Source organism: Streptomyces sp. CA-249302 (genome assembly GCF_050936785.1).
In the GTDB taxonomy this organism is placed as follows: Bacteria; Actinomycetota; Actinomycetes; order Streptomycetales; family Streptomycetaceae; genus Streptomyces.
The window spans coordinates 1,654,322-1,680,362 of record NZ_JBNJMG010000001.1 but is presented as its reverse complement, the minus strand read 5'-3'; the positions used below and the strand labels follow the sequence as shown (position 1 = coordinate 1,680,362).

Annotated in this window: 23 protein-coding genes, 1 rRNA gene and 1 riboswitch; of the genes, 16 read left to right on the top strand and 8 right to left on the bottom strand. The window is 70.0% G+C overall.

The genetic code is table 11. The annotated features are described in order from the left end of the window. Positions 1-64 precede the first annotated feature (64 nt). The 11 genes from rrf (at position 65) to ACQEWB_RS07555 (ending at position 10,361) form a co-directional block, all read left to right on the top strand. Positions 65-181, top strand: a 5S ribosomal RNA gene (rrf, locus tag ACQEWB_RS07605). A 110-nt stretch (positions 182-291) separates the two neighbouring features. Then, positions 292-900 (top strand): CDP-alcohol phosphatidyltransferase family protein, encoded by a 609-nt coding sequence (locus ACQEWB_RS07600; RefSeq protein WP_432828375.1) that lies wholly within the window; start codon positions 292-294, stop codon positions 898-900. Between the two features lie 115 nt (positions 901-1,015). Then, positions 1,016-3,511, top strand: coding sequence for a sugar phosphate nucleotidyltransferase (locus tag ACQEWB_RS07595; protein WP_432828373.1), 2,496 nt, complete (start codon positions 1,016-1,018; stop codon positions 3,509-3,511). A 107-nt stretch (positions 3,512-3,618) separates the two neighbouring features. Beyond that, complete coding sequence (locus ACQEWB_RS07590; RefSeq protein ID WP_432828371.1) at positions 3,619-4,524, top strand: DUF881 domain-containing protein; 906 nt, start codon at positions 3,619-3,621, stop codon at positions 4,522-4,524. Next, entirely contained in the window at positions 4,521-4,853 is a 333-nt protein-coding gene (locus ACQEWB_RS07585; RefSeq protein WP_003988855.1) for a small basic family protein, read from the top strand. Before ACQEWB_RS07590 ends, ACQEWB_RS07585 begins: the two co-directional genes overlap by 4 nt. A gap of 5 nt (positions 4,854-4,858) precedes the next feature. Then, a complete protein-coding gene (locus ACQEWB_RS07580; RefSeq protein WP_432828366.1) occupies positions 4,859-5,692 on the top strand; it encodes a DUF881 domain-containing protein in 834 nt (277 codons plus the stop codon). A gap of 61 nt (positions 5,693-5,753) precedes the next feature. Continuing rightward, the gene (locus ACQEWB_RS07575; protein WP_432828364.1) at positions 5,754-6,662 is read left to right on the top strand and encodes an FHA domain-containing protein; all 909 of its coding nucleotides are present in this window, start codon (positions 5,754-5,756) and stop codon (positions 6,660-6,662) included. Between the two features lie 42 nt (positions 6,663-6,704). Beyond that, the gene (gene ftsR, locus ACQEWB_RS07570) at positions 6,705-7,436 is read left to right on the top strand and encodes a transcriptional regulator FtsR (protein WP_432828362.1); all 732 of its coding nucleotides are present in this window, start codon (positions 6,705-6,707) and stop codon (positions 7,434-7,436) included. A gap of 85 nt (positions 7,437-7,521) precedes the next feature. Continuing rightward, positions 7,522-7,995 carry a bifunctional nuclease family protein gene (locus ACQEWB_RS07565; protein ID WP_004002801.1) on the top strand — a complete coding sequence of 158 codons (474 nt, stop codon included), beginning with the start codon at positions 7,522-7,524 and terminating at the stop codon, positions 7,993-7,995. A gap of 259 nt (positions 7,996-8,254) precedes the next feature. Further along, a complete protein-coding gene (locus tag ACQEWB_RS07560; RefSeq protein WP_432828358.1) occupies positions 8,255-8,899 on the top strand; it encodes a MerR family transcriptional regulator in 645 nt (214 codons plus the stop codon). A 79-nt stretch (positions 8,900-8,978) separates the two neighbouring features. After that, positions 8,979-10,361 carry a DNA polymerase IV gene (locus tag ACQEWB_RS07555; RefSeq protein WP_432828356.1) on the top strand — a complete coding sequence of 461 codons (1,383 nt, stop codon included), beginning with the start codon at positions 8,979-8,981 and terminating at the stop codon, positions 10,359-10,361. A 26-nt stretch (positions 10,362-10,387) separates the two neighbouring features. Here the strand turns inward: ACQEWB_RS07555 and ACQEWB_RS07550 are convergent, their stop codons facing one another. Beyond that, positions 10,388-10,765 (bottom strand): PRC-barrel domain-containing protein, encoded by a 378-nt coding sequence (locus ACQEWB_RS07550; RefSeq protein ID WP_432828354.1) that lies wholly within the window; start codon positions 10,763-10,765, stop codon positions 10,388-10,390. A 114-nt stretch (positions 10,766-10,879) separates the two neighbouring features. Next, a riboswitch (glycine riboswitch) is annotated at positions 10,880-10,976 on the top strand. A gap of 176 nt (positions 10,977-11,152) precedes the next feature. Here ACQEWB_RS07550 and gcvP point away from each other — a divergent pair. Continuing rightward, positions 11,153-14,038: an aminomethyl-transferring glycine dehydrogenase gene (gene gcvP / locus ACQEWB_RS07545; protein ID WP_432828352.1), complete on the top strand. Its 2,886-nt coding sequence runs from the start codon at positions 11,153-11,155 to the stop codon at positions 14,036-14,038. Between the two features lie 59 nt (positions 14,039-14,097). Here gcvP and ACQEWB_RS07540 read toward each other — a convergent pair whose 3' ends face one another. The 5 genes from ACQEWB_RS07540 to ACQEWB_RS07520 all read right to left on the bottom strand — a co-directional run bounded on the left by ACQEWB_RS07540 (position 14,098) and on the right by ACQEWB_RS07520 (position 17,930). Further along, a complete protein-coding gene (locus tag ACQEWB_RS07540) occupies positions 14,098-14,517 on the bottom strand; it encodes a TOBE domain-containing protein (protein WP_432828350.1) in 420 nt (139 codons plus the stop codon). Positions 14,518-14,544: 27 nt separating this feature from the next. Further along, on the bottom strand, positions 14,545-15,609 hold the full coding sequence (locus ACQEWB_RS07535; protein ID WP_432828348.1) for an ABC transporter ATP-binding protein: 1,065 nt from the start codon (positions 15,607-15,609) through the stop codon (positions 14,545-14,547). After that, entirely contained in the window at positions 15,606-16,499 is an 894-nt protein-coding gene (gene modB, locus ACQEWB_RS07530; protein WP_432828346.1) for a molybdate ABC transporter permease subunit, read from the bottom strand. Before modB ends, ACQEWB_RS07535 begins: the two co-directional genes overlap by 4 nt. After that, entirely contained in the window at positions 16,496-17,326 is an 831-nt protein-coding gene (gene modA / locus ACQEWB_RS07525) for a molybdate ABC transporter substrate-binding protein (RefSeq protein ID WP_432828344.1), read from the bottom strand. Before modA ends, modB begins: the two co-directional genes overlap by 4 nt. Before the next feature lie 208 nt (positions 17,327-17,534). Continuing rightward, complete coding sequence (locus tag ACQEWB_RS07520) at positions 17,535-17,930, bottom strand: TOBE domain-containing protein (RefSeq protein WP_432828342.1); 396 nt, start codon at positions 17,928-17,930, stop codon at positions 17,535-17,537. Positions 17,931-18,037: 107 nt separating this feature from the next. Between ACQEWB_RS07520 and ACQEWB_RS07515 the strand changes: the two genes are divergently transcribed. Continuing rightward, positions 18,038-18,637, top strand: coding sequence for a DUF1707 SHOCT-like domain-containing protein (locus ACQEWB_RS07515; protein WP_432828340.1), 600 nt, complete (start codon positions 18,038-18,040; stop codon positions 18,635-18,637). On the opposite strand, the gene ACQEWB_RS07510 is transcribed toward ACQEWB_RS07515, so the two are convergent. Both ACQEWB_RS07510 and ACQEWB_RS07505 read right to left on the bottom strand, forming a co-directional pair. After that, positions 18,615-19,133 (bottom strand): hypothetical protein, encoded by a 519-nt coding sequence (locus ACQEWB_RS07510; protein ID WP_432828338.1) that lies wholly within the window; start codon positions 19,131-19,133, stop codon positions 18,615-18,617. The two genes, ACQEWB_RS07515 and ACQEWB_RS07510, sit on opposite strands and share 23 nt — an antisense overlap. Before the next feature lie 126 nt (positions 19,134-19,259). Then, the gene (locus ACQEWB_RS07505) at positions 19,260-21,212 is read right to left on the bottom strand and encodes an amino acid transporter (RefSeq protein WP_432828336.1); all 1,953 of its coding nucleotides are present in this window, start codon (positions 21,210-21,212) and stop codon (positions 19,260-19,262) included. 361 nt (positions 21,213-21,573) lie between these two features. On the opposite strand from ACQEWB_RS07505, the gene ACQEWB_RS07500 reads away from it, so the two are divergent. The 3 genes from ACQEWB_RS07500 (at position 21,574) to ACQEWB_RS07490 (ending at position 25,991) form a co-directional block, all read left to right on the top strand. Next, on the top strand, positions 21,574-23,469 hold the full coding sequence (locus ACQEWB_RS07500; protein ID WP_432828334.1) for an NAD-binding protein: 1,896 nt from the start codon (positions 21,574-21,576) through the stop codon (positions 23,467-23,469). 171 nt (positions 23,470-23,640) lie between these two features. Further along, positions 23,641-25,344 carry a PHP domain-containing protein gene (locus ACQEWB_RS07495; RefSeq protein ID WP_432828332.1) on the top strand — a complete coding sequence of 568 codons (1,704 nt, stop codon included), beginning with the start codon at positions 23,641-23,643 and terminating at the stop codon, positions 25,342-25,344. Then, positions 25,341-25,991, top strand: coding sequence for a hypothetical protein (locus ACQEWB_RS07490; RefSeq protein WP_432828330.1), 651 nt, complete (start codon positions 25,341-25,343; stop codon positions 25,989-25,991). The genes ACQEWB_RS07495 and ACQEWB_RS07490 overlap by 4 nt, the downstream gene beginning before the upstream one ends. Positions 25,992-26,041 lie beyond the last annotated feature (50 nt).

Here is a 26,041-nt window from a genome sequence, read left to right as displayed (position 1 = left end):
CGCGTCCACTGTGTTAGTTCTGAGGCAACGACCGTGTCATGTTCCCGGTCTAACTTCATAGTGTTTCGGTGGTTATAGCGTGAGGGAAACGCCCGGTTACATTCCGAACCCGGAAGCTAAGCCTTACAGCGCCGATGGTACTGCAGGGGGGACCCTGTGGGAGAGTAGGACGCCGCCGAACTCCTTTTAGAGCTCTGGCTCTTGGGCACTCAAGCCCAAGAGCCAGAGCTTTTTTGCGTTGAGGTAAGGTCAGGGGGCATCGTTGGCTCGTTTCCCACAGGAGGCTCCCGGGTGGAGGTCCAGGAGACCCGCGTCCAGACGGACCGGGTCCTCACCATCCCCAACATCCTCAGCATGGCGCGTCTCGCCGGCGTACCGATCTTCCTGTGGCTGATTCTCAGGCCCGAGTTCGGAGGGCCGAAGAGTGACGGCTGGGCGCTGTTGGTGCTGGCCCTGAGTGGGATCAGCGACTACCTGGACGGCAAGCTCGCGCGTCGCTGGAACCAGATCAGCAGCCTCGGCCGGCTTCTCGATCCCGCGGCCGACCGGCTCTACATTCTCTCGACTTTGGTCGGTCTCACCTGGCGCGAGATTCTGCCGATCTGGTTGACCGCTGTACTTCTGGCGCGAGAGCTGGTCCTGCTGGTGATGGTGGGCATCCTCCGTCGGCACGGCTATCCGCCGCCGCAGGTGAACTTCCTGGGGAAGGCGGCCACCTTCAACCTGATGTATGCCTTCCCGTTGCTCCTGCTCAGTGACGGAACTGGATGGATCGCGTCACTCGCTGCTATTTTCGGATGGGCGTTCGCAGGTTGGGGTACAACGCTGTACTGGTGGGCAGGAGTCCTCTACGTGGTACAAGTCCGCCGCCTGATCCGTGCGGACGCCATGGCCGACTGAACTCGCCGATTGCTCCGGCCGTAGCGGCTCGATGGCTTCCGGTGGAAAAGTGCGGGACAATCTGGACGGGTGAAGTCGGCTAGACCGTCGTCTCTTTGAGGAGGACGCTTCCGACATGAAGGCCGTCGTGATGGCCGGAGGTGAAGGCACACGCCTTCGCCCCATGACCTCAAGCATGCCCAAGCCGCTCCTACCCGTGGCCAACCGCCCGATCATGGAGCATGTGCTCAGGCTGCTCAAAAGGCATGGGCTGAACGAGACCGTCGTAACTGTCCAGTTCCTGGCCTCATTGGTCAAGAACTACTTCGGGGACGGCGAAGAGCTCGGAATGGAGCTCTCCTATGCCAACGAGGAGAAGCCACTCGGTACCGCAGGAAGCGTCAAGAACGCCGAAGAGGCGTTGAAGGACGACGCTTTCCTCGTCATCTCCGGCGATGCGCTGACCGACTTCGACCTCACCGAGCTCATCAATTTCCACAAGGAAAAGGGTGCGCTCGTCACCGTGTGTCTGACCCGTGTGCCCAATCCGCTGGAATTCGGGATCACGATCGTCGACGAAGAGGGCAAGGTCGAGCGCTTCCTGGAGAAGCCGACCTGGGGGCAGGTCTTCTCCGACACGGTGAATACGGGCATCTATGTCATGGAGCCCGAGGTCTTCGACTACGTCGAGGCCGATGTGCCCGTCGACTGGTCCGGCGATGTCTTTCCGCAGTTGATGAAGGAAGGCAAGCCGATTTACGGCTATGTCGCCGAGGGCTACTGGGAGGACGTAGGTACGCATGAGAGCTATGTGAAGGCGCAGGCCGACGTCCTGGAGGGCAAGGTCGACGTCGAGCTCGACGGCTTCGAGATCTCCCCGGGTGTGTGGGTGGCTGAGGGTGCCGAGGTGCATCCCGATGCCGTTCTGCGCGGGCCGCTCTACATCGGCGACTACGCCAAGGTCGAAGCCGGTGCCGAAATCCGCGAGCACACCGTCGTGGGCTCGAACGTCGTCGTGAAGAGCGGTGCCTTTCTGCACAAGGCCGTCGTCCACGACAACGTGTACGTCGGGCAGCACAGCAATCTGCGCGGATGCGTGGTCGGAAAGAACACCGACATCATGCGGGCCGCACGGATCGAGGACGGCGCGGTCATCGGCGACGAGTGCCTGATCGGTGAAGAATCGATCGTTCAGGGCAATGTACGGGTCTACCCGTTCAAGACCATTGAGGCCGGTGCCTTCGTCAACACCTCGGTCATCTGGGAGTCCAGGGGCCAGGCCCATCTCTTCGGTGCCCGTGGGGTGTCCGGCATCCTGAACGTGGAGATCACGCCCGAGCTCGCGGTGCGCCTCGCAGGCGCCTATGCGACGACGCTCAAGAAGGGCTCCACCGTCACCACGGCCCGCGACCACTCCCGAGGAGCCCGCGCGCTCAAGCGGGCGGTGATCTCCGCGCTGCAGGCCAGCGCCATCGACGTAAGAGACCTGGAGAACGTACCGCTGCCCGTCGCCCGGCAGCAGACCGCGCGTGGCAGTGCCGGCGGGATCATGATCCGGACCACGCTCGGGGTGCCGGATTCCGTGGACATCATGTTCTTCGACGGACAGGGCGCCGATCTGTCGCAGGGCAGCCAGCGGAAGCTGGACCGGGTGTTCGCGCGGCAGGAGTACCGGCGGGCGTTCCCGGGCGAGATCGGGGACCTTCATTTCCCGGCCAGTGTCTTCGACTCGTACACCGGGTCGCTGCTGCGCAATGTCGACACGACCGGTATCGCCGAGTCCGGGCTGAAGGTCGTCGTCGACGCGTCGAACGGCAGCGCGGGGCTCGTGCTGCCCAGTCTGCTCGGCAAGTTGGGTGTGGACTCGCTGACCATCAACCCGGGTCTCGACGAGTCACGGCCCACGGAGACCGCGGATGTACGGCGGTCGGGGCTGGTGCGGCTCGGGGAGATTGTGGCGTCCTCGCGCGCCGCCTTCGGAGTGCGGTTCGACCCCGTCGGTGAGCGGCTGTCGCTGGTCGACGAGAAGGGGCGGATCGTCGAGGACGACCGGGCGCTGCTCGTGATGCTCGACCTGGTGGCGGCGGAGCGGCGCAGTGGGCGAGTGGCGCTGCCGGTGACCACCACGCGTATCGCTGAGCAGGTGGCGGCGTACCACGGGACACAGGTGGAGTGGACGACGACCTCGCCCGACGACCTGACCCGGGTCGGCCGCGACGAGTCGACCATCTTCGGCGGGGACGGCAAGGGCGGTTTCATCGTCCCGGAGTTCAGCAGTGTCTTCGACGGTACGGCGGCCTTCGTACGGCTGATCGGGCTGGTGGCGCGGACGCAGCTCACGCTCAGCCAGATCGACGCCCGGATCCCGCGTGCGCACGTCCTGAAGCGGGATCTGGCGACTCCCTGGGCCGTCAAGGGACTTGTGATGCGGCGGGTCGTCGAGGCGGCCGGAGACCGCTTCGTGGACACCACCGACGGCGTGCGGGTGGTGGAGACCGACGGGCGCTGGGTGATGGTGCTGCCCGACCCCGCGGAGGCGGTCACCCATCTGTGGGCGGAGGGGCCGGACGACGCCTCCGCGCAGGTCCTGCTCGACGAGTGGTCGGCGGTCGTGGACAGCGCCGGGCGCTGAAAGACGCAGCACGCGCGCGTGCCGGGCAGGTGTCCTCAAGGGGGCCTGTCCGGCACGCCGGTGGGGCCATTCGGAGGTAGTGGGCGCGACGTGCGACGATGTGCGGCATGCCGCAGCAGCCCCCCGTTCGGAGCACACCCACGCGACCCTCGCGTCCGGACGCATCCATGTCGCTGCTCACCAACGTCATGGACCACAGCCTCGACGACGGGTATGCCGAGGCGGCCGCCCGTAAGAAGGCGGACGGTGCCGGCGGCCTGCCGAAGACCCTCCGTGCCAAACTCGGCCTGGCCGCCGGACTCGTGCTCGCCGCCCTCGTGGTGACCGTGGGAGCGGCACAGGCGCGCGTGGCGGCTCCGGTCGTGGCCAAGGAGCGCGAGGAGCTGATCGACCGCATCGACCGGGAGACCGCGGCGGCGGACAAGCTGGAGGGCTCCGTCGACAAGCTGCGCGACGAGGTGAGCGCGAGCCAGCGCGAGGCGCTCAGGGAGAGCGGCGGCGGGGACCAGAGCGAACTCGTGGGCATCCTGTCGGGCGCGGTCGAAGTGCACGGTCCTGGCGTGAAACTGGTCGTCAACGACGCCAAGGAAGCGACCAGTGGCGGCAACGGCGACCCGCGCGAGACCTCGGACTTCTCCGACACCGGCCGGGTCCGCGACCGCGACATGCAGCGCGTGGTCAACGGGCTGTGGGAGTCGGGGGCCGAGGCCATCTCCATCAACGGGCAGCGGCTGACGGCGCTGTCGGCGATCAGGGCCGCGGGTGACGCGATACTGGTCGACAACAAGCCACTGGTTCCGCCCTATACGGTGCTCGCCGTGGGGAACGGCAAGCAGTTGAGCACCAGGTTCCAGAACAGCGCCGACGGGCTGTATCTGCACGCCCTGCAAGAGAACTACGGCATCCGGACCGGCATCTCCGTCGAGGACGACCTCCGGCTGCCCGCCGCACCGAGTGTGATCGTACGTACCGCACAACCGAGCACCGAGAAGACTGAGAAGGGCACATCGTGATCGCCGTACTGGGCCTCGTCGTGGGAGTCGTGGCCGGACTGTTGGTCCGGCCTGAGGTTCCGGCGGTCGTCGAGCCTTATCTGCCGATCGCCGTCGTCGCGGCGCTGGATGCCGTGTTCGGCGGCCTGCGGGCCATGCTCGACGGCATCTTCGACGACAAGGTCTTCGTGGTGTCGTTCCTGTCCAACGTGGTCGTCGCCGCGCTGATCGTGTTCCTGGGCGACAAGTTGGGCGTGGGCGCCCAGCTGTCCACCGGTGTCGTCGTCGTTCTCGGCATCCGCATCTTCTCGAACGCCGCGGCGATCCGCCGGCACGTGTTCCGGGCGTGAGGCCGATGAGCGACAAGGAAGAGACGCCCGAGAACAGGCTGCGCAAGGAACTGCCCGAAGAGGTGCCCGCGGAGGCTCCCGAGGCCGCCGACGCTCCCGAGGAGAAGCAGCCCGAGCTGACCGGACGACAGCGGCTGGGCAAGGGGCTGTGGCCGCCGCGGGTCACCCGGGCCCAACTCATCGTGGCGGTGCTGCTGTTCGGCCTCGGCTTCGGGCTGGCCGTCCAGGTCGCCTCCAACAGCGACAGCGACAGTGCCCTGCGCGGCGCGCGTCAGGAAGATCTTGTTCGCATCCTCGATGAACTCGACGACCGTACTCAACGTCTTGAGGACGAGAAGCAGGGGCTGGAGAAGCAGCGCGACGAGCTGGAGAACAGCTCCGACCAGGCCGAGGAGGCCCGCAAGCAGACCGTCGAGAAGGAGAAGCAACTCGGCATTCTGGCGGGCACGGTGGCCGCGCAGGGGCCCGGCATCACGATGACGATCGACGATACGAAGGGAACGGTCGAGGCGGACATGCTGCTCGACGCGATCCAGGAGCTGCGCGCGGCCGGGGCGGAGGCGATCCAGGTGAACGACGTGCGCGTGGTGGCCGGCACCTACCTCACGGACTCCGGGAAGAGCGTGAGCGTCGACGGGAACAAGATCAACGCTCCCTACCGTTTCAAGGTCATCGGCAAGCCGGCGGATCTCGAGCCGGCGCTCAACATCCCTGGAGGCGTGGTGCAGACTCTCGAGAAGGAGCAGGCCACGGTCACCGTGGAGCGAGCGAGCAAGATCGTCGTGGACGCCTTGCGAGCCGCGAAGCAGCCTGACTACGCTCGGTCGTCCTCCCAGTGAACCGGCGGTGCATGGGGGACGACCGGCAGGGGCATGAGGTTGCGGGGGGTCGGCGCACCGAATGGGTGGTGCGTGGTGGAAACTGTCTGGTGGTTACGGACGTTGTGAGGATGTCCGGGTCGGCCGGCGTATTGAGTCAGGGTTCGTCCTGCCCCACGGGCGGGTCTGTTTCGGTCAAGGGGAATCGCCCGTGAAGTTGTTTCAGAGGTTGTTCGGCAAGAGCGCGCGAGAGGGCAGCGACAACAACGCGACCGCTCGCCATCGCGCACAGCCAGACGCAGAGGGGCAGCGCCCGCTGTTCCGCGATCAGGTCGGTGGTCCGGGCGGTGACATTTCCGGAGGTCAGGGCGCGCCGTCTGTTGACCCTGCGCAGTCCGGCGGCATAGGTTTCGGGCAACCGTCAACCTCAAGTACGGGTGGAGGGTTTTCCCCTATGTCGGCCCTGGTGTGTACGAGGTGCGGTAACCGAAACGCGGAGAACAGCCGCTTCTGCTCCAACTGCGGCGCCCCGTTGCGGCCCGGGGCCACCCCCGAGCGGCCGTCCGAGACCACGTCCACGATCTCCATCTCCGGCCTCGAGGCGTACGACGCCGAGGTCACCGGCCAGACCCAGCTGCCGGCGCTCTCGCCGGAGGCACAGGCGGCCGTGGACGCGCTGCCGCTGGGCTCCGCGCTCCTGGTGGTGCGCCGTGGCCCGAACTCGGGCAGCCGCTTCCTGCTGGACGGCGACCTGACCACGGCCGGGCGTCATCCGCAGAGCGACATCTTCCTGGACGACGTGACGGTCTCGCGCCGGCACGTGGAGTTCCGCCGCGGCCAGGACGGCTCGTTCACGGTGGCCGACGTGGGCAGCCTCAACGGCACGTATGTCAACCGCGAGCGGATCGACCAGGTCGGCCTCAACAACGGTGACGAGGTGCAGATCGGCAAGTACCGGCTGGTGTTCTACGCGAGCCAGCGCGGGTACTGACCCGCCCCCGGGCTCCGTCCGGGGAACCCCCAGGGAAGGTCCATGCTTCAAACACCGAGCGGTGGTGCCGGACACGGCACCGCCGCCACGGAGCTGATGAGCATCGGCACGGTGCTGACCGTGCTGCGCGACGAGTTCCCCGAAGTGACCATCTCCAAGATCCGGTTCCTGGAGTCGGAGGGGCTGATCGAGCCGCAGCGGACGCCCTCCGGGTACCGGAAGTTCACCGCCGGGGACGTCGAGCGCCTCGGGCACGTCCTGAGGATGCAGCGGGACCACTATCTGCCCCTCAAGGTGATCCGCGAGCATCTGGACGCCATGGAGCGCGGCGAGGCCGCCCCTCTGCCCACCGTGGGCCGTCAGCGGGACGGTGAGCCCGTCCTGGAGGTCTCCGAGGGCCCCACGGCGGCCCGGATCGGGCGGGCGGAGCTGCTCGCGGCGGCCGACATCGGCGACGAGGAGCTCCGGGAGTGGGAGTCGTACGGACTCCTCGCACCGCTGCCGGACGGTGCCTACGACGCCGAGGCGGTCACCGTGGCCTCGCTCGTCGTGGAGCTGGGGCGGTTCGGGATCGAGCCGCGCCACCTTCGGGTGATGAAGGCCGCCGCGGACCGTGAGGCCGGGCTCGTGGACCAGGTGGTGGCCCCGCTCAGGCGCCACCGCAATCCGCAGACAAGGGCGCACGCCGAGGCTCGTACGAAGGAGCTGGCGGCGCTCACGGTGCGGCTGCACGCGGCCCTCGTGCAGACCGCGCTCGGCGTACGCCTGCCCTGAGCCGGGCGGGTGTGCGAAGGCCGGATCGACCCCCCGTTCTCTGCCCGACTACCCAAACGTCCCGGGCACGTCCTAGGGTTGCTGTGTGAACGAGCTCGATGTCGTAGGTGTCCGGGTCGAAATGCCCTCCAACCAACCGATCGTGCTCCTGCGTGAAGTGGGAGGCGACCGCTACCTCCCCATCTGGATCGGCCCCGGGGAGGCGACGGCGATCGCCTTCGCCCAGCAGGGCATGGCCCCCGCACGACCGCTGACCCACGACCTGTTCAAGGACGTGCTGGAGGCCGTCGGCCAGGAGCTCACCGAAGTGCGCATCACGGACCTGCGTGAGGGCGTCTTCTACGCGGAGCTGGTCTTTGCCAGCGGGGTCGAGGTGAGCGCCCGTCCGTCCGATGCCATAGCGCTGGCACTGCGCACCGGAACGCCGATCTACGGCAGCGACGGCGTGCTCGACGACGCGGGCATCGCGATTCCAGACGAGCAGGAGGACGAGGTGGAGAAGTTCCGCGAGTTCCTCGACCAGATCTCGCCGGAGGACTTCGGCACCAGCAGCCAGTGAGACGGGGCCGGTCCGCCGGATCAGCGGTCCGTGACCGGTCGGCTGTGTCCGGTGACCACTGAAATGCTGGCATTTGCCACCGGCGTGTGAGAGAGTCCTGCGGCCCGTCCCGAGCGCATTCGGCTAGCCTTTCCCCGCGGTGGGGTACGGGAAACCACTCCTAGGGTGATTATCACTCGGCGTGCCGAGTGTGGCGGTCGTTGACGCACCCCGGGTGGCTGCCTACCGTCGAGGAGGCAGGTCAAGGACGGAGGTCGGCGTGAGAAGCAGCGGCGACGGTACGGCTGGGGGTGCCCCGGGACGCAGTCTCGGGGACAGTGGCCCGTACCCGCTTCACAGCAGCGCGGCCGATCACGCTCCGCAGCGACCGGCGGCCGTGCCGAGCAGCGGAGGGGCGGCGTCCATGGCGTCCGAGCAGATCGGCTATCGCGGGCCGACGGCGTGCGCCGCCGCCGGCATCACCTACCGGCAACTGGACTACTGGGCGCGCACCGGCCTCGTCGAGCCGAGCGTGCGGCCCGCCTACGGGTCGGGGACGCAGCGGCTGTACAGCTTCCGGGACGTCGTCGTCCTGAAGATCGTCAAGCGGTTCCTGGACACCGGCGTCTCGTTGCAGAACATCCGGACCGCGGTGCTGCACCTGCGCGAGCGGGGCTTCCGGGACCTGGAGCGCATGACGCTGATGAGCGACGGCGCCACGGTCTACGAGTGCACCTCGCCGGACGAGGTCCACGCGCTGCTCCAGGGCGGACAGGGCATCTTCGGGATCGCCGTCGGAGTGGTGTGGCGGGACGTCGAGAGCGCGCTGTCCCAGCTGCACGGCGAGCGGATCGACACCGGCGAGACCCTGGTCGGGCACAATCCCGCGGATGAGCTGGCGCGGCGGCGCAACCGGGCCGTCTGAGCGACCGCTCGGGGTGGTGCGGGCGGGGCCGGACGGTCGTTCGGGGCCATTGTCAGTGGCGTAGGGCAGCATCGGAGATGTGAGAAACGCGCCCACGATCCTGCATCTCGACATGGATGCCTTCTACGCCTCGGCGGAGCAGGCGTCCAAGCCGAGTCTGCGTGGGAAAGCGGTCATCGTGGGCGGGCTGGGGCCGCGTGGGGTGGTGGCCACGGCCTCGTACGAGGCGCGGGTCTTCGGGGTGCGGTCGGCGATGCCGATGGGGCAGGCGCGGCGGCTGGCGCCGAACGCCGCGTATCTGGTGCCGCGCTTCGGGTTCTACCGGTCGATCAGCGAGCAGGTGATGGGGCTGCTCCACTCGTTGTCGCCGCTGGTGGAGCCGCTGAGCCTGGACGAGGCCTTCGTGGATCTGGAGGCCGGGGAGGCGGCCTGGGACGAGGCGTCGGCCCGGCTGGTCGGGGAGAAGCTGCGGGCCGACATACGGGCGGGCACCGGGCTCACCGGGTCCGTGGGGCTCGCCGCGTCCAAGATGCTCGCCAAGATCGCCTCCGAGGAGGCGAAGCCCGATGGGCTGGTGCTGATCGATCCGGGGACCGAGCGGGCGATGCTGGGGCCGATGCCGGTGCGGATCCTGCCGGGTGTGGGGCCCGCGACAGGGGACCATCTGCGGCGGGCCGGGATCACCACGGTCGACGAGCTCGCCGAGGCGGGGGAGGACGAGCTCGTACGGCTGGTCGGCAAGGCGCACGGGCATGCGCTGTACGCGATGGCGCTGGCACGTGACGACCGGCCCGTGGTGGCCGAGCGGGAGGCCAAGTCCGTGTCCGTCGAGGACACGTACGACGTGGACATCCATGACCGGCTGCGGGTCGGGATGGAGGTGCAGCGGCTGGCGGACCGGTGTGTGCGGCGGCTGCGGGGCGCCGGGTTGTCGGGGCGGACCATCGTGTTGAAGGTGCGCCGGTACGACTTCTCGACGCTGACTCGGTCCGAGACGTTGCGGGGGCCCACGGATGATCCGGGTGTGGTGCGGGAGGCTGCGGCTCGGTTGCTGGAGTCCGTGGACACGACGGGGGGTGTGCGGTTGCTGGGGGTCGGGGTGAGCGGGCTTGCCGACTACACGCAGGAGGATCTGTTCGCGCAGGCCGCGGGGGTGGGGGTGAGCGAAGAGGCCGATGCGGAGCATTCGGTGGAGGAGGGGAAGGAGAGCGCTGAAGAGGCGCACGCGGGGGGCGGCGAGCGGCGGTGGGCCGCGGGGCACGATGTGCGGCATGCCGAGTTCGGGCATGGGTGGGTGCAGGGGAGTGGGCTGGGTCGGGTGACCGTGCGGTTCGAGACGCCGCAGTCGGAGGTGGGGCGGGTGCGGACGTTTCGGGTTGACGATCCCGAGCTGGAGCCGGCCGAGCCGTTGCCGCTGGTGCCGGGGAGGCCGGGGGCCGCGATGGACGGCGTGCGCGCCTGACCGGTGCCGGGGCTGGGGGCCCGGTGTTACGCGTCCGCGTCCTCTGTTCCTGCCAGCTTGCCGAAGTCCCGGTCCGGGAACGGGGGCGGGGGAGCTACGTCCAGGCCGTAGTGGTGGTAGAGCTGGAGTTCTTGTTCGGGGGAGAGGTGGCGGCCTACGCCGAAGTCGGGGGCGTCCTTGATGAGGGCGCGGTCGAAGGGGATGTGGAGAGTGCCCTCGACCAGTTCGCTGGGCTCCAGGGGGACGAAGGCGTCCCGGGAGAAGAGGCCGGTGCGTATGGCCGCCCACTCGGGCACGCCGGTCGCGTCGTCGAGGTAGACCTCGTCGATCGTGCCGATCTTCGTGCCGTTGCGGTCGAACGCCTTGCGGCCGATCAGGTTGCGCGGATCGATGTCGGTCTGCACGGGCCCTCCACTTGGTCGCAACTCATTCGTAAGCACTACAAAAGAGCACATTGGTGAAGGCGGCCACTCGAAGGCCCGGGTGGGGTGCTCGCTTGGTAGGCTGGCACCGGCTGCTGACCCCGTGCGGGAGAGTCTTCCGGAGATCGTCCGGAGGCGCCGAAGGAGCAAATCCTCCCCGGAATCTCTCAGGCACACGTACCGCACGGACGAGGTCACTCTGGAAAGCAGGGCGGGTGTCGACGGCTTCCGCTCTCACCGACGGTGAAAACCGGGGGCTCTTGGGCGACCCGGTGAAACTCTCAGGTTGAGATGACAGAGGGGGAGGCCGATCGGGTACCCGCGCCGTGGTGCCCCTCGAAGGTCGCGTCAGACCAGGAGGCCTCCGCAATGACCGCCCATCGCATTCCGCTCGCCGAGCTCGAACAGGGAATCCCCTTCGAGCAGCGCCATATCGGCCCCGATCACGAGGCTCGGGCCAAGATGCTCGCTCAGGTCGGCTACGGCTCGCTGGACGAGCTGACCGCCGCCGCCGTGCCGGACGTGATCAAGAACGCCGACTCTCTTGATCTTCCGGGAGCGCGTACCGAGGCCGAGGTGCTGGCCGAGCTGCGGTCGCTGGCCGACCGGAACCAGGTGCTCGACTCCATGATCGGGCTCGGCTACTACGGGACCTTCACGCCGCCCGTGATCCTGCGGAACGTGATGGAGAATCCGGCCTGGTACACGGCCTACACGCCGTATCAGCCGGAGATCTCCCAGGGGCGGCTCGAGGCGCTCCTCAACTTCCAGACCATGGTCGCCGAGCTCACCGGGCTGCCCACCTCCGGTGCCTCGCTGCTGGACGAGGGCACGGCCGCCGCCGAGGCGCTGGCCCTCTCCCGGCGGATGGGGAAGAACAAGAAGGGGCTCTTCCTCGTCGACGCGGATGTCCTTCCGCAGACCATCGCCGTGATCGAGACGCGGGCCGAGCCGACCGGCGTGGAGGTCCTGGTCGCCGATCTGAGCGAGGGCATCCCGGCCGAGATCGCCGCGCGTGAGATCAACGGCGTGCTCCTCCAGTACCCCGGCGCCTCCGGCGTCGTACGCGACATCAAGCCGCTGATCGACCAGGCTCACGGGCTCGGCGCGCTCGTCACCGTCGCCGCCGATCTGCTCGCGCTGACGCTGCTGAAGTCGCCCGGCGAGCTCGGGGCCGACATCGCGGTCGGTACGACGCAGCGGTTCGGTGTGCCGATGGGCTTCGGCGGGCCGCACGCCGGCTACATGGCCGTACACGAGAAGTTCGCGCGCAGCCTGCCCGGGCGGCTCGTCGGGGTGTCCGTGGACGCGGACGGGCACAAGGCCCACCGGCTGGCGCTCCAGACGCGGGAGCAGCACATCCGGCGGGAGAAGGCCACCAGCAACATCTGTACCGCGCAGGTGCTGCTCGCCGTCATGGCCGGCATGTACGCCGTGTACCACGGGCCCGAGGGGCTGAAGAGCATCGCCCGGCGGACCCACCGGTACGCCACGATCCTCGCCGCGGGGCTCACCGCCGGCGGGGTCGAGGTCGTGCACAACGCCTACTTCGACACGCTCACCGCGCGGGTCGCCGGGCGGGCCGCCGAGGTCGTCGCGGCCGCGCGGGAGAACGGGGTGAATCTGCACCTCGTCGACGCCGACCAGGTCTCGATCGCCTGCGACGAGACGACCCGGCGGGCCCAACTGGGCGCCGTGTGGGGCGCGTTCGGGGTCGAGGGCGACATCGAGGCGCTGGACGAGGACACCGCGGAGTCCCTCCCCGAGGGGCTGCTGCGCGGCGACGACTACCTCGCCCACCCCGTCTTCCACCAGCACCGCTCCGAGACCTCCATGCTGCGCTACCTGCGCAGGCTGGCCGACCGCGACTACGCGCTCGACCGCGGCATGATCCCGCTGGGCTCCTGCACCATGAAGCTCAACGCGACCACCGAGATGGAGCCGGTCACCTGGCCCGAGTTCGGGCAGCTGCACCCCTTCGCGCCCGCCGAGCAGGCGCAGGGCTATCTGACGCTGATCGCGGAGCTGGAGGAGCGGCTCGCCGAGGTCACCGGGTACGACAAGGTGTCGCTTCAGCCCAACGCCGGGTCGCAGGGCGAGCTGGCCGGGCTGCTCGCCGTACGCGGATATCACCGTGCCAACGGGGACGAGCAGCGGACCGTGTGTCTCATTCCGTCCTCCGCGCACGGTACGAACGCCGCGTCCGCCGTCATGGCCGGGATGAAGGTCGTCGTCGTGAAGACCGCCGAGGACGGCGAGATCGACGTCGAGGATCTGCGGGCGAAGATCGAGCAGCACCGGGACGAACTCGCCGTGCTGATGATCACGTACCCCTCCACGCACGGTGTGTTCGAGGAGCATGTCGCCGACATCTGCGCTCAGGTGCACGAGGCCGGCGGGCAGGTGTACGTCGACGGGGCCAACCTCAACGCCCTTGTGGGGCTTGCCAAGCCGGGGCACTTCGGTGGCGACGTCTCCCACCTGAACCTGCACAAGACCTTCTGCATCCCGCACGGCGGTGGCGGTCCGGGCGTCGGGCCGGTCGGTGTGCGTGCGCACCTGGCGCCGTATCTGCCGAACCACCCGCTCCAGCCCGCGGCCGGTCCCGAGACCGGTGTCGGGCCGATCTCGGCCGCGCCCTGGGGTTCCGCGGGGATCCTGCCGATCTCGTGGGCGTATGTGCGGCTGATGGGCGGCGAGGGGCTCAAGCGGGCCACGCAGGTGGCCGTGCTGTCCGCCAACTACATCGCCAAGCGGCTGGAGCCGCACTACCCCGTGCTCTACACCGGCCCCGGCGGGCTGGTCGCGCACGAGTGCATCATCGATCTGCGGCCGCTGACCAAGGCGACCGGGGTGTCGGTGGACGATGTGGCCAAGCGGCTCATCGACTACGGGTTCCACGCGCCGACGATGTCCTTCCCGGTGGCCGGCACGCTGATGATCGAGCCCACCGAGTCCGAGGACCTGATCGAGATCGACCGGTTCTGCGAGGCGATGATCGCGATCCGTGCGGAGATCGAGAAGGTCGGGGCGGAGGAGTGGCCGGCCGACGACAACCCACTGCGGAACGCTCCGCACACCGCCGCCGCGCTGGGCGGCGAGTGGGAGCACGCGTACTCGCGTGAGGAGGCCGTGTTCCCGGCCGGGGTGTCGGCAGCGGACAAGTACTGGCCGCCGGTGCGCCGGATCGACCAGGCCTTCGGTGACCGGAACCTGGTGTGCTCCTGCCCGCCGTTGGACGCGTACCAGGACTGACGCCGGTGAAGTGAGACAGGGCCCCGCCTCGGCGGGGCCCTGGTGTTTCGAGGGTGTTTTCAGGCGGTGGCCAGGGAGACCTCGGTCGCCTTGATCAGGGCGACGACCTGGGTGCCGGTCGCGAGGGCCAGGTCGCGGGCCGCCTCGTTGGTGATCGCGGAGGTCAGTTCGCCGCCCTCCACGGCGACCTTGACCGAGGCCATGGCGCCGCCGGAGGCGATGGCGGTGATCGTGCCGGGGAGCTGGTTGCGGATGGAGAGGCCCCCGACCGGGCCGGTGGCGAGGGAGACCTCCGTCGACTTCACCAGGGCGCGGACCGCGGAGCCCGGGGCGAGGGCCAGATCGGTCACGGCCTCGCGGGTGATCGCCGCGGTGAGGGTCTGGCCGCCGGCGAGACGGACGCCGACCGTCGCCATCACCGCGCCGGGGGTGATGGTGGTGACGGTGCCGGGGAGCTGGTTGCGGATGCTCAGGGTCATGGGCATCACGGTAGGGCTTTGGAAGGTTTACGCCGGGTATGCGTGTGTCTGCGTCGCCTTCACCGTCGCCCAGACCGACGCACCCGGGTGCAGGTCGAGTTCGGCCGCGGCGACCGTGGTGAGGTCGGCAGCGAGGGGGAGTTCGCCGGTGAGGGCGGCGCGGATCTGGTCGCCGTGGGTCTCCAGGCCGGCCACCTCGCAGCGCCAGTGGTTGCGGGCGCTGGTCCCGGTGGGCGGGTCGCGGTGGAGGGTCACGGCGCTCGGCGGGAACGCGACGAAGACCTGGCCGGACAGGTCCTCGGTGGTCGTGATGGCGGGGCCGGCGTCGAGGTGGACGGTGTGGCCGTCCGCCCGGCCCTTGTAGAGGTTCAGGCCGACGAGTTGGGCGATGTAGTCCGTGCGCGGATGGCGGGCGATGTCGGACGGGGTGCCCTCCTGGACCACGCGGCCGTGTTCGATGACCACGAGGCGGTCGGCCAGGACCATGGCGTCCAGGGGGTCGTGTGTGACGAGGACCGCCACCGCCTCGAACTCGGCCAGGTGGCGGCGGAGTTGGGCTCTTACGTCCAGACGGGTGCGGGCGTCCAGGGCGGCCAGGGGCTCGTCCAGGAGGAGCAGGCGCGGGTTGGTGGCCAGGGCCCGGGCCAGGGCGACGCGTTGGGCCTGGCCGCCGGAGAGGCGGCGGGGTTTGGCGGTGGCGTGGTCCGTGAGGCCCATGCGGGACAGCCAGTCGGCCGCCTGGGCCCTTGATTCCGACTTGGTCGCGCCCTGGCAGCGGGGGCCGAAGGCGACGTTGTCGAGGGCGGTGAGGTGGGGGAAGAGGAGGTAGTCCTGGAAGACGACGCCCACCGGGCGGGATTCGGGGGGTGTGTGGTGGAGGGGATTGCCGTCGAGGCGGAGGTGGCCTGCGGTGAGGGGGGTCAGGCCGGCGAGGGCCCGTAGGGCGGTGGTTTTGCCTGCGCCGTTGGGACCCAGGAGCGCGACCACGTCGCCGGGGGCGGCGGCGAGAACGATGTCCAGGCGGAAGGTTTTGTGGTCGATGACGAGGTGGGCGTCGAGGCCGTCGGCGGCTGCCGGGTTCGTGCGCGTCATGATGCCGTCATCCAGCGGTCTCGTAGGGCTGCCAGGACTGTGATGGAGACCGCCAGGAGGACCAGGCTCAGGGCGATGGCCGCCTCCGGCTTGTTCTGGAGGGCCAGGTAGACCGCCAGCGGCATGGTCTGGGTGCGGCCCGGGAAGTTGCCCGCGAAAGTGATCGTCGCGCCGAACTCGCCCAGCGCCCGGGCCCAGGCCAGGACCGCGCCGGCCGCGATGCCGGGGGCGATCAGCGGGAGGGTGACCCGGCGGAACGCCGTGAAGCGGGAGGCGCCCAGGGTGGTGGCCGCCTCCTCGTAGCGGGGGTCGGCCGCGCGCAACGTGCCCTCCACGCTGATGACCAGGAACGGCATCGCCACGAAGGTCTCGGCGACGACGACTCCGGTCGTGGTGAAGGGGAGGGTGATGCCGAACCAGGAGTCGAGCCACTGGCCGACCACGCCGTTGCGGCCGAGAGCCAGGAGGAGGGCGACGCCGCCGACGACGGGGGGCAGTACCAGGGGCAGGGTGACCAGGGCCCGTACGAAACCGCGGCCCGGGAAGTCCGTGCGGGCCAGCACCCAGGCCAGCGGGACCCCGATGACCAGGCTCGCCGCGGTCGCCGCCGTGGCGCAGAGCAGGGACAGGCGCAGCGCCTGCCAGACCTCGGCGCTGGTCAGCTGGTCGGGCATCGTGCTCCACGGGGCCCGGACGAGGAGCGCGACCAGGGGGAGGAGCAGGAAGGCCATGCCCAGGAGGGCCGGGAGGAGCAGGGGGAGCGGCACCCCGCGGCGGCTGTCGCGGACGGTGCGGCTGCCGCGGACGGTGCGGGTGGTGCGGACACGCCCGCGCCGCGGGCCGCCCTCGAGGGTGTCGGCCGCGGCGTCGGACCTGTCGGTCGAGGTCACGGCTTGAGGAACCCGGCCTCGGTCAGGACCTTCTGGCCCTCGGTGGACTGCACGAGCTCCATGAACGCCTTGGCCGCGGTGGGGTTCTTGGCGTTCTTGAGCAGGGTGATCGGGTAGTCGTTGATGGCCTCGGACGACTCGGGGAACTCGACGCCCTCGACCTTGCTGCCGGCCGCCTTCACGTCGGTCTTGTAGACGACCGCCGCGTCGGCCTCCTTCAGCACCACCTTGTTGAGGGCGGACTTGACGTCCTCCTCGTAGGAGACCGGGGTGAGCTTCAGCTTGCTGGCGTCCAGGGCCTTCTGGGCGGCGGCGCCGCACGGCACCGTCTTGTCGCACAGCACGACCTTGAGGTCCTTGTTGGTGAGGTCCTTGAGGGAGTCGACCTTGTCGGGGTTGCCCGGCAGGGTGGCGATCTCCAGCTGGTTGCGGACGAACGTGGCCGGCGTGCCGACCCCGTCGCCCTTGTCCGTCACGATCGCCATCGTCTTCGGGCTGGCCGCGGCGAACACGTCGGCCGGGGCGCCGCCCGTGATGCCCGCCGCGAGCGAGTCGCTGCCGCCGAAGCTGAAGGTCACCTTCGTGCCGGGGTGCTCCTTCTCGAACTCCTTGCCCAGCGTCGTGAAGCTCTCCTGAAGCGAGGCGGCCGCGAACACGATCACCTCGCCGGACAGCTTCGGCGACGAGGAGGCCGACGCGGAGGTGTCGGACTTCGTGGAGTTCGAGTCCGAGTCGGAGGAGGAGCAGGCGGTCAGGGCCAGCAGCGCGGCGGCTCCTGCACCGGCCACCTGCAGAGTCCGGCGGGTCCGGCGCGCGGAACGGGTCATCACGGGTCCACTCCCTATGTCGCTTCGCGGAGGAGCCCCTCGGGCCTCTCCTGTGCGCCGATCATACTGGCGCAAATGCGAGGTGTAAGTCTCCTGTCACATCGCATGAGCTGGAGCAATGAGTGGGTGGGGTGCGCATGTGCGTTCGTACGGGACGGGAGTGGGCGGTGGGCTGGGAGCGTCGTACGGGAAAGGCGTCACGGGTGGGTCAGGCACGGTCGATGTGGACGTTCGTCGACTTCACGCGGGCCGTGGCCTCCATGCCGACCTCCAGACCCAGCTCCTCGACGGCCTCGCGGGTCAGCAGGGAGACCAGTCGGTGCGGGCCGGCCTGGATCTCGACCTGGGCGGCCACGTCGCCGAGTTTGATCGCGGTCACGATGCCCGGGAAGGCGTTGCGCACCGAGGTGTACGAGGTCTCCTCCTCGGCGTTGCCGGCCTTGGCGAGTTCGACCGAGAACGCGGCCAGGGCCCGGCCGTCGACGAGCCGCCGCCCGCTGTCGTCGCGATGGGTCGCCACCCGGCCGGCGTCCGCCCAGCGGCGTGCGGTGTCGGGGCTGACGCCGAGCAGTCGTGCTGCCTGGCCGATTGTGTAGCTCTGCATGCGGTCACGATAGGGCCGTGAACGGGCTTCGGCGGACGTGGGGTTGAGGTCGGGTGTAACGCGATATAGCGTTAGTGGGGGACGTCGGTGGGGGATCGGAGTGAGGTATGTCGGGTGAGTCGGTACGCACCGCCGAGGCGTCGCTCGAACTGCGGGCCTCGCACGCGGACCGGGACCGGGTCGTGGACGTGCTGCGCATCGCGGCCGGGGACGGCCGGCTGACCGCGGAGGAGCTCGACGAGCGCTTGGAGGCGGCCCTGACCGCCCGCACGCTGGGCGAACTCGCCGTCCTGACGGTGGACCTGCCGGAATCCGCCTCGGAGGTCGTGGGCAAGGACGTCGACCGGATCGAGCAGCGCGGCGCTTCCACGCGGCGCGGGGACGGCTGGATGGTGCCGCGGCGGCTGGAGATCGCGTCGGAGTGGGGCGAGGTGACACTCGACTTCACCGATGCGGTGATCACGTACGACACCCTCCACATCGACCTGGACATGCGCGTGGGTGCGCTGAAACTGCTGACCCGGCCGGGCGTCGTGGTGGACGCCGACTCGCTGGTGTTCGAGTACGGCGGTGTCAAGGACCGTTCCGCGGCCGGCCGGGGCGGGCCGGTGGCACTGCGCGTCGAGATTCACGGCCGGATGAACCTCGGCCAGGTGGTGGTCCGTCCGCAGCGGCGCGGCTTCTTCAGGAGAGGCCCGAGGCCCTGAGGACCGCCAGCGCGGTCTCGTCGTCGATGCGGTGGCCCAGGCGGCGCAGTACGTCCGTGCCCTGGCAGAGCGTGCCGCGCTCCAGTGAGCGCCGTACGCCCGTGTCCAGCTCGTGCCAGAGCAGGGGGTCGGCGACCAGGACACGGGGGTCGAGTTCCAGGTTGTGGCCGTCGGTGTCGCGCAGGGCCAGGTGGGAGGAGGCGCCCTCGTACTGCCGTACCGAGACCAGGGCGTCGGTGCGGACCATGCGGCGGTGCACCGGGCCGCGTACCGCCAGCCAGCCCGGGCCCGCGGTGACGCGGGGCGGGAGCAGGACGGCGAAGACGGCCGTCGACAGGGTGAGCCAGAGCAGGGCGCGGGCCGGGGTGAGCGTCCGCGCGTCCCAGTCGACCAGCAGCGTCATCGCGAAGAAGGCCAGCGCGCAGTACGCGGCGAGCCGGGCGCTGCCACGCCAGTGGCGGTCGCCGGCCGGGCTCGGCGGTGTGCTCCTTCGCATGAGGCGACGGTAGGTCGCCGCCGGGGTGGGCGGACCCGCCACTGACGCTCTTCTGACGCGGAGGGAGTGGATTCTGACGCGTTCCTTACGTCTCCCGCGGTTCTTGACCCGGTGGTCGGCCAGAGTTCAGCCGGTGTGCACCCGCGGCCGGCGTGCGCGGTCCGGCTCGGCCTCGCGCAGCACCTCTCGGGTGACCGGGGCGACCTCGCCCTGGCCGAAGAGGAAGAAGCGCAGGAAGTTGGCGAAGGGGCCGCCCTCGGTCCACTCGAAGTAGATGTGCGGGGTGCACTTGGTGGTGTCGCGGACGTGCAGGAGCAGGGCGGCCAGGGCGTTCGGGATGGAGGAGGACTCCAGGGTCAGCACGCGGTAGCGGTTGTGCAGGACCTCGCCGCGCACCTTCAGGCCGGCCTCGAACTCGGACGGGTCGGTGACCGTGACCTCGACGAAGACGAAGTCCTCCTGCTCGGGCATGTCGTTGTCGGCCCGGATCTGCTCGATCTTGTCGCGGTACTCGGCCTTGTCGCGCTTGTCGGGCTCGTTGGCGATGAAGCGGATCTTCCGGCTCGCCATGTCCCGGATGAAACGTTCCGCCATGTCGTCGAGCGTCACGCTGGTCACGCGCAGTTCGAAGGCGCGGGCCAGGCGGGAGAGGAGGGAGACGAGGATGATGCCGGCGATGAAGCAGGCGCCGATCTTGACGCCGTCGGGGCGCTCGATGACGTTGGCCACGGTGACGTAGAGCAGGACCGCCGAGACGGCGGCGAAGCCGATGGTCCAGCCCTTCTGCTGGGCGCGGTGGGCGGCGATGGTGACCGCGATCGCCGCCGAGGACATCAGCACCAGGACGCCGGTGGCGTAGGCGCCGCCCTGGGCGTCGACGTCGGCGTCGAAGATCCAGGTGACCAGGAAGCCGATCAGGGTGAAGACGATGACCATGGGGCGCACGGCGCGGGCCCAGTGCGGGGCCATGCCGTAGCGGGGCAGGTAGCGGGGCATCAGGTTGAGCAGGCCGGCCATGGCGGAGGCACCGGCGAACCACAGGATGGCGATGGTCGAGACGTCGTAGACCGTGCCGAAGGCGTTGCCCAGGTACTCGTGCGACAGGTAGGCGAGGGCGCGTCCGTTGGCCTGGCCGCCGGACTTGAACTCCTTCTCCGGGATCAGGACCGTGGTGATGAAGCTCGTCGCGATCAGGAAGACGCTCATGATCAGGGCCGCGGCTGTCAGGAGCTTCTTGGTGTCGCGGATGCGGCCCTTCGGGTTCTCCTCGGTGTCGTCCGGGTCGCCCTGGACGTGCGGCATGACCGCGACGCCGGTCTCGAAGCCGGAGAGGCCGAGGGCGAGCTTGGGGAAGACCAGCAGGGAGACGCCGACCATGGCGAAGATGTTGCCGTGCTCGGTGGTCAGGGCGCTGGTCCAGTCGGTGACCACGTGGCCCGCGGTGACCACGTGCCAGAAGCCGACGGCCACGACGACCGTGTTGAGCCCGAGGTAGATCACCACCAGGGCGACGGCGACCCCGATCGCCTCCAGGAAGCCCTTGAGGAAGACCGCGCCGAGCAGGGCGACGAGGATCAGCGTGATCAGCATTTCCTTGCCGTGCAGGACGCTGGTCAGGTGGGGATTCTCGACCAGGTGGGTCGAGGCGTCGGCGGCCGACAGGGTGATGGTGATCAGGAAGTCGGTGGCGGCGAAGCCGAGCAGGGTGAGGACGAACAGCTTGCCCTTCCAGAAGGACAGCAGCCGCTCCAGCATGGCGATCGAGCCCTCGCCGTGGGGGCTCTCCTCGGCGACGCGGCGGTAGACCGGCAGAGCGCCCGCCAGGGTGACCACGACCAGCACGATGGTCGCGATCGGGGAGAGCAGACCGGCCGCGAGGGCGGCGATGCCCGGCTGGTAGCCGAGGGTCGAGAAGTAGTCCACGCCGGTCAGGCACATCACGCGGTACCAGCGCTGCCCCTTGTGGGCCGGCTCCGACTCGGCCGGCGCCGCCTCACGGGTCCCCTTGCCCATGTCGGCGAGGCCTTCCAGCATCCAGGCGCGCAGACGACTGGGCGGGGGGTGCTCGGTGGTGGCCATCGGCGTGCTCCTGATGTGCGGCTCAGCGTGTGGGTTCCGGCCATCACGCGGACGGCGGCACCAGCGTAAGCGGAGAGTGACGCGAGGGCCCACGGCTGAGGGGGCGGAGGGCGTCAAGCTTGCGTTAAGACTGTCCGGTCGGCGGGATGTGGCGGCGGAAAGGGCTGATCCGGGGTGTTGTCTCACCATTGCGCCGTACGAGGGGAGGAGCGTCGCCGGTCCGGGACGGACACCCTGCGTCATGGTGCCGGTGGGGCGCGGGGGTGCGGGCGGGCGGTCTTGACGTTCCCTTGACGGAATCTTGGTCGCTGTCAGGTACACGGCTGGAACAGTGCTCGTGACCCGGGCCGTTCTGCCTGATGTGACGTCAACTCTCCCCGTCCGCGCCGAACCCGGGCAGCGGGCCCAGCACATGGTGATCTGCGGCGACGACGGACTCGCGCACCGGCTGGCAGTGGAGCTGGACGGGGTGTGCGGCGAGGTCGTCACCGTCGTGCTGCCGTCCGCGAGCGACCGGCACGGGGCGGAGATCGCCGCCCTGCACCACGACCCGGACTCGCCGGTCGAACTGCACCTCTCCGCCCGCCCCGACGAGCGGTCCCTGCGTGCGGCGGGCGTCGAGCGGGCCGCCGCGCTCGCCCTCACTTACCGCGACGACCAGGTCAACATGACCGCGGCCCTGCTCGCGCGGACCATCAACCCCTCGGTGCGGCTGGTGGTCCGGATGTTCAACCGGGAGCGCGGCCGGCATCTGGAGCGGCTGCTGGACCGGGCGGCGGGGCTGTGCGACGCCCCGGAGCAGGACACGTCCACCACGGTGCTCTCCGACGCCGACACCGCCGTACCGGAACTCGTCGCGGCCGCCGCCGTGGGGCACGGCCACACCCTCCAGGTCGAGGGGAAGGTCTTCCGCGGTGTCGTACGGCCCGCGCGGACGGAGCCGCAGGGCACCGATCTGGCCACGCTGGCCGTGCTGTCCGGCGCGCACCAGGACGACCCGGCGAGCCAGGACAGCGCGGAGACGCCCGGGGAGGACGGGACGCAGCTGCTGCCCGACGACCGGACCGCCCACCACCGGCAGTTCACGCACGGGCGGCTGATGCTGGAGGAGGTCACCCACGTCTCCGAACCGGCCGCCGGCACGCGGCGTCCGCGCCCGCGCGGCTGGCTGCGGGCGCGGTTCGCGCACCTGCCGTGGAAGGTCTTCCTCTCGCACCAACTCGCCGCCGTCTACGGGGCCTTGGCCGCGGTCGTCGTGGGCCTCTCGACCGCCACCGCGCTCTTCGCCGACGAGCACCCGTGGTGGAAGAACGTCTACCTGCCACTGCTGGACATCTTCACCATGGGCGACCCGGCCACCGAGGAGTCGCCCGCCCGTCGCGTGCTCCAACTGCTCGCCGGATTCGTCGGGTTGGCGGTGCTCCCGCTCGTCGTCGCCGCGACCATGAACGCCACCGAGGCCTTCCGCACCGCCTCCGCGAGCCATCCGCCCGACGACGGCGTCGACGGGCACATCGTGCTGGTCGGCCTCGGCATGGTCGGCACCCGGGTGCTGGCCCGGCTGCGCGCCACCGACCACCAGGTGGTGGCCATCGAGCGCGACCCGCAGGCCCGTGGCGTGGCCCTCGCCCGGCGGCTCGGCATCCCGCTCCTCGTGGAGGACGCCACGGACCCGGGCGTCCTCGAACTCGCCCGCGTCCGGCAGAGCCGCTCGCTGCTGGTCCTCACCCGCGACGACGGGCAGAACCTCGACATCGTCATGGCCGTCCGGGAGACCAACCCGGCCGTCCGGGTGGTGACACGGTTGTACGACGACGACTTTGCGGCCACCGTCCAGCGCACCCTGCGCGCCTCCTACCCGGACGCGCTCACCCGGAGCAGAAGCGTTTCCGCCCTCGCCGCGCCCTCCTTCGCCGCCGCCATGATGGGCCGCCATGTGCTGGGGGTCATGCCGGTGGAGCGGGGCTCGCTGCTGTTCACCTGCGTGGACGTGGCCGGGCATGCGGAACTGGAGGGGCGTTCCGTGCGCGAGGCGTTCCGGGAGAACGAGTGGCGGGTGCTGGCGGTCGGGGCCGCGGCCGGACCGCTTCCCGCGTCCTCGGGCGGGGACTCGCTGACCGGTCTCCGGCCCGACCGGACGGACTTCGACTGGCGGCTCGGGCAGGAGCGGGTGCTGCGGGCGGGGGACCGGGTGGTGCTGGCGACGACGCGGCGTGGGCTGGACATCCTGATGACAGGCGTGTCGCCGCGTAACTGAGGCCGGGGGAGCGTCACTTGAGGACTGAGCCCGCGCGACTCCCGGATCTTTGCTTCTGCTTTACGTGCGGAGTTCTTTGTTCCGCTGCTGGGGGATCGTGTGCAGTTCATCGGAGGTGATCAGCCTCGGGCCCGTCCGAACACACACTCCGTTGCTTCAGCAGGAGCTGACATGGGCCACAGCGGTCACAGACACGGCCATGGACATCACCACCACGATGACGAGACCGGCACCGGTTCCCTGCCGCCGGCCCTCGACATGTCCGTACCGGACGACGAACTGACCCCCAGTCAGCTCTCGCGGCGTTCGATGCTGCGGCGCACCGGGCTGCTCGGGGCCGGACTGGCCGCGGGCAGCGTGCTCGGCGGCGCGGGGGAGGCGGCCGCGTCGACCGTCGACATGCCCGCCACACACGGCTCCCGCTCAGACGGCTACCTGTGGCTGGCCGGCGACCACCACATCCACACGCAGTACAGCTCGGACGCCAAGTACCGGGTGATCGACCACGTCCGGCAGGCGAACGCGCACGGCCTGGACTGGATGGTCATCACCGACCACGGCAGCGAGACCCACGCCAAGATCGGTGTGGAGAAGGTCAACCCGGACATCGTCGCGGCCCGCGACCGGATCGACGACACCCTGGTCTTCCAGGGCCTGGAGTGGAACATCCCGGCCGCCGAGCACGGCACCGTGTTCGTGCACCCGGGGAAGAACGAGGTCGCGGTGCTCAAGGAGTTCGAGAACTCCTTCGACGGCGCGGTGAAGGGCGCATCCGCCAACACCCCGGCCAACGAGGCGCTGGCCATCGCGGGCGTCGACTTCCTCGCCGACCAGGTGCGCCGCCGCAAGGTCAAGGACGCCCTGTTCCTCGCCAACCACCCGGCCCGCAAGGGCATCGACTCCCCGCACGAGATCCGCGGCTGGCGCGACGCCCAGCCCACCATCGCGGTCGGCATGGAGGGCGCCCCCGGCCACCAGGCCGGCGGTCTGCCCAAGCCGAACGGCCCGGGCGGGGCGCGCGGCATCTACGACAACAGCCCCAGCGCCGACTCCTTCGCCGCCTACCCGCTGGAGAGCTACCGCACCTGGGGCGGCTTCGACTGGATGACCGCCACCGTCGGCGGCCTGTGGGACAGCCTGCTCGCCGAGGGCAAGCCCTGGTGGATCACCGCCAACTCCGACTCCCACAACGTCTACGCCGACACCGCCGTACGCGGCCCGAACAGCGACTTCAACGCCAACGGCCGCTACAACGACCCGGTCTACGGCGGCGGCCTCAACCTCACCGACACCGACTTCTGGCCCGGCCAGTACTCCCGCACCCACGTCGGCGCCGCCTCCTTCTCCTACCAGTCGGTCATGGACGGCATCCGGGCCGGCCGCGTCTGGGTCGACCACGGCGGGCTGATCAGCGGCCTCGACGCCCGGCTGCGGGGCGGCGGCCGTGCCGTCACCCTCGGCGGCGTGCTGCACGTGCGGCGCGGCAGCCAGGTCGACCTGGTGGTCGAGGTCAGCCTGGCCAACGGCCCCAACTGGGCGCAGTTCGTACCGGCGTTGGCCCGCGTGGACGTCGTCCAGGGCGATGTCACCGGCCCGGTCGCCGACAAGGACAGCTTCGCCACGCCGAACACCAAGGTCGTCAAGTCCTTCGAGGTGAACAAGGCCACCGGTTCGGTGCGTCTGACGTACTCCCTGGGGCGTCTGGACAAGCCGGTGTACGTCCGGCTGCGTGGTACGGACGGCAACCGCGGCGCCGTCGGCATCAACGGCGCGGCCGTCGACCCGGCGGGCCCGGCCATGGACGTGCTCGGCGACGCCGACCCGTGGAAGGACCTGTGGTTCTACTCCAACCCGATGTGGGTCCTGCCCGCATGACCCCACTCGAGGACCTGCCCGGCGTCCGCTCCGTCATCGGGGTGGACGCCGGGACGGTGAGCCTGCGGGAGGCCGACCACCTCGTCCACCGGCTGGGGGACGAACTCGGCCTTCCGCCCGGCACCGTCGCCTGCACCCATCTGATCCGCGGCGGCGAACGCCCGGGTACGGCCGTGTCCTTCGCCTTCGCCGACAGCGGGCCGGCCGAGGCGGCCTGGCGGCGGCTGGTGAGGCCGGACGGGCGCGAGGCCGGCGCGGCCGTGGGCGACCGTGCGTACGGCGCGGTCCTGGGCGATCGTGAGCACGGCCCGGCGGCGGCCGTCCGCGCGGCGGCGCTGGCGGCTGGGGAACACGCCGGGCGAGACGCCGGCCGGGCGGTGATCTATCCGGGAGTCGAACACCTCACGGGCACGGTCACCCTGGCCGAACTGCTCGCGCTGACCGCCATCGACGAGGTCGGCGTGGTCGGTCGGCAGCCGACGGGCGACCAGGGGCCCGACCCCGCCACGCCGGTTCTCACCCGTGGACATGTACGGCCGGAATGGCGGGGCGGGCGGCTGAGGCTCGCGCTGGTTCCGGCTGCCGGTGACTCGCTCGCGCCGTTCGAGGTGCCCAACCCGACGCCGTGCTGCGCGGACCACGCCTGACGCGGAACTCCTTTGGCCGGTTTGGCACCCACGACACCCCAGCGCGCCGG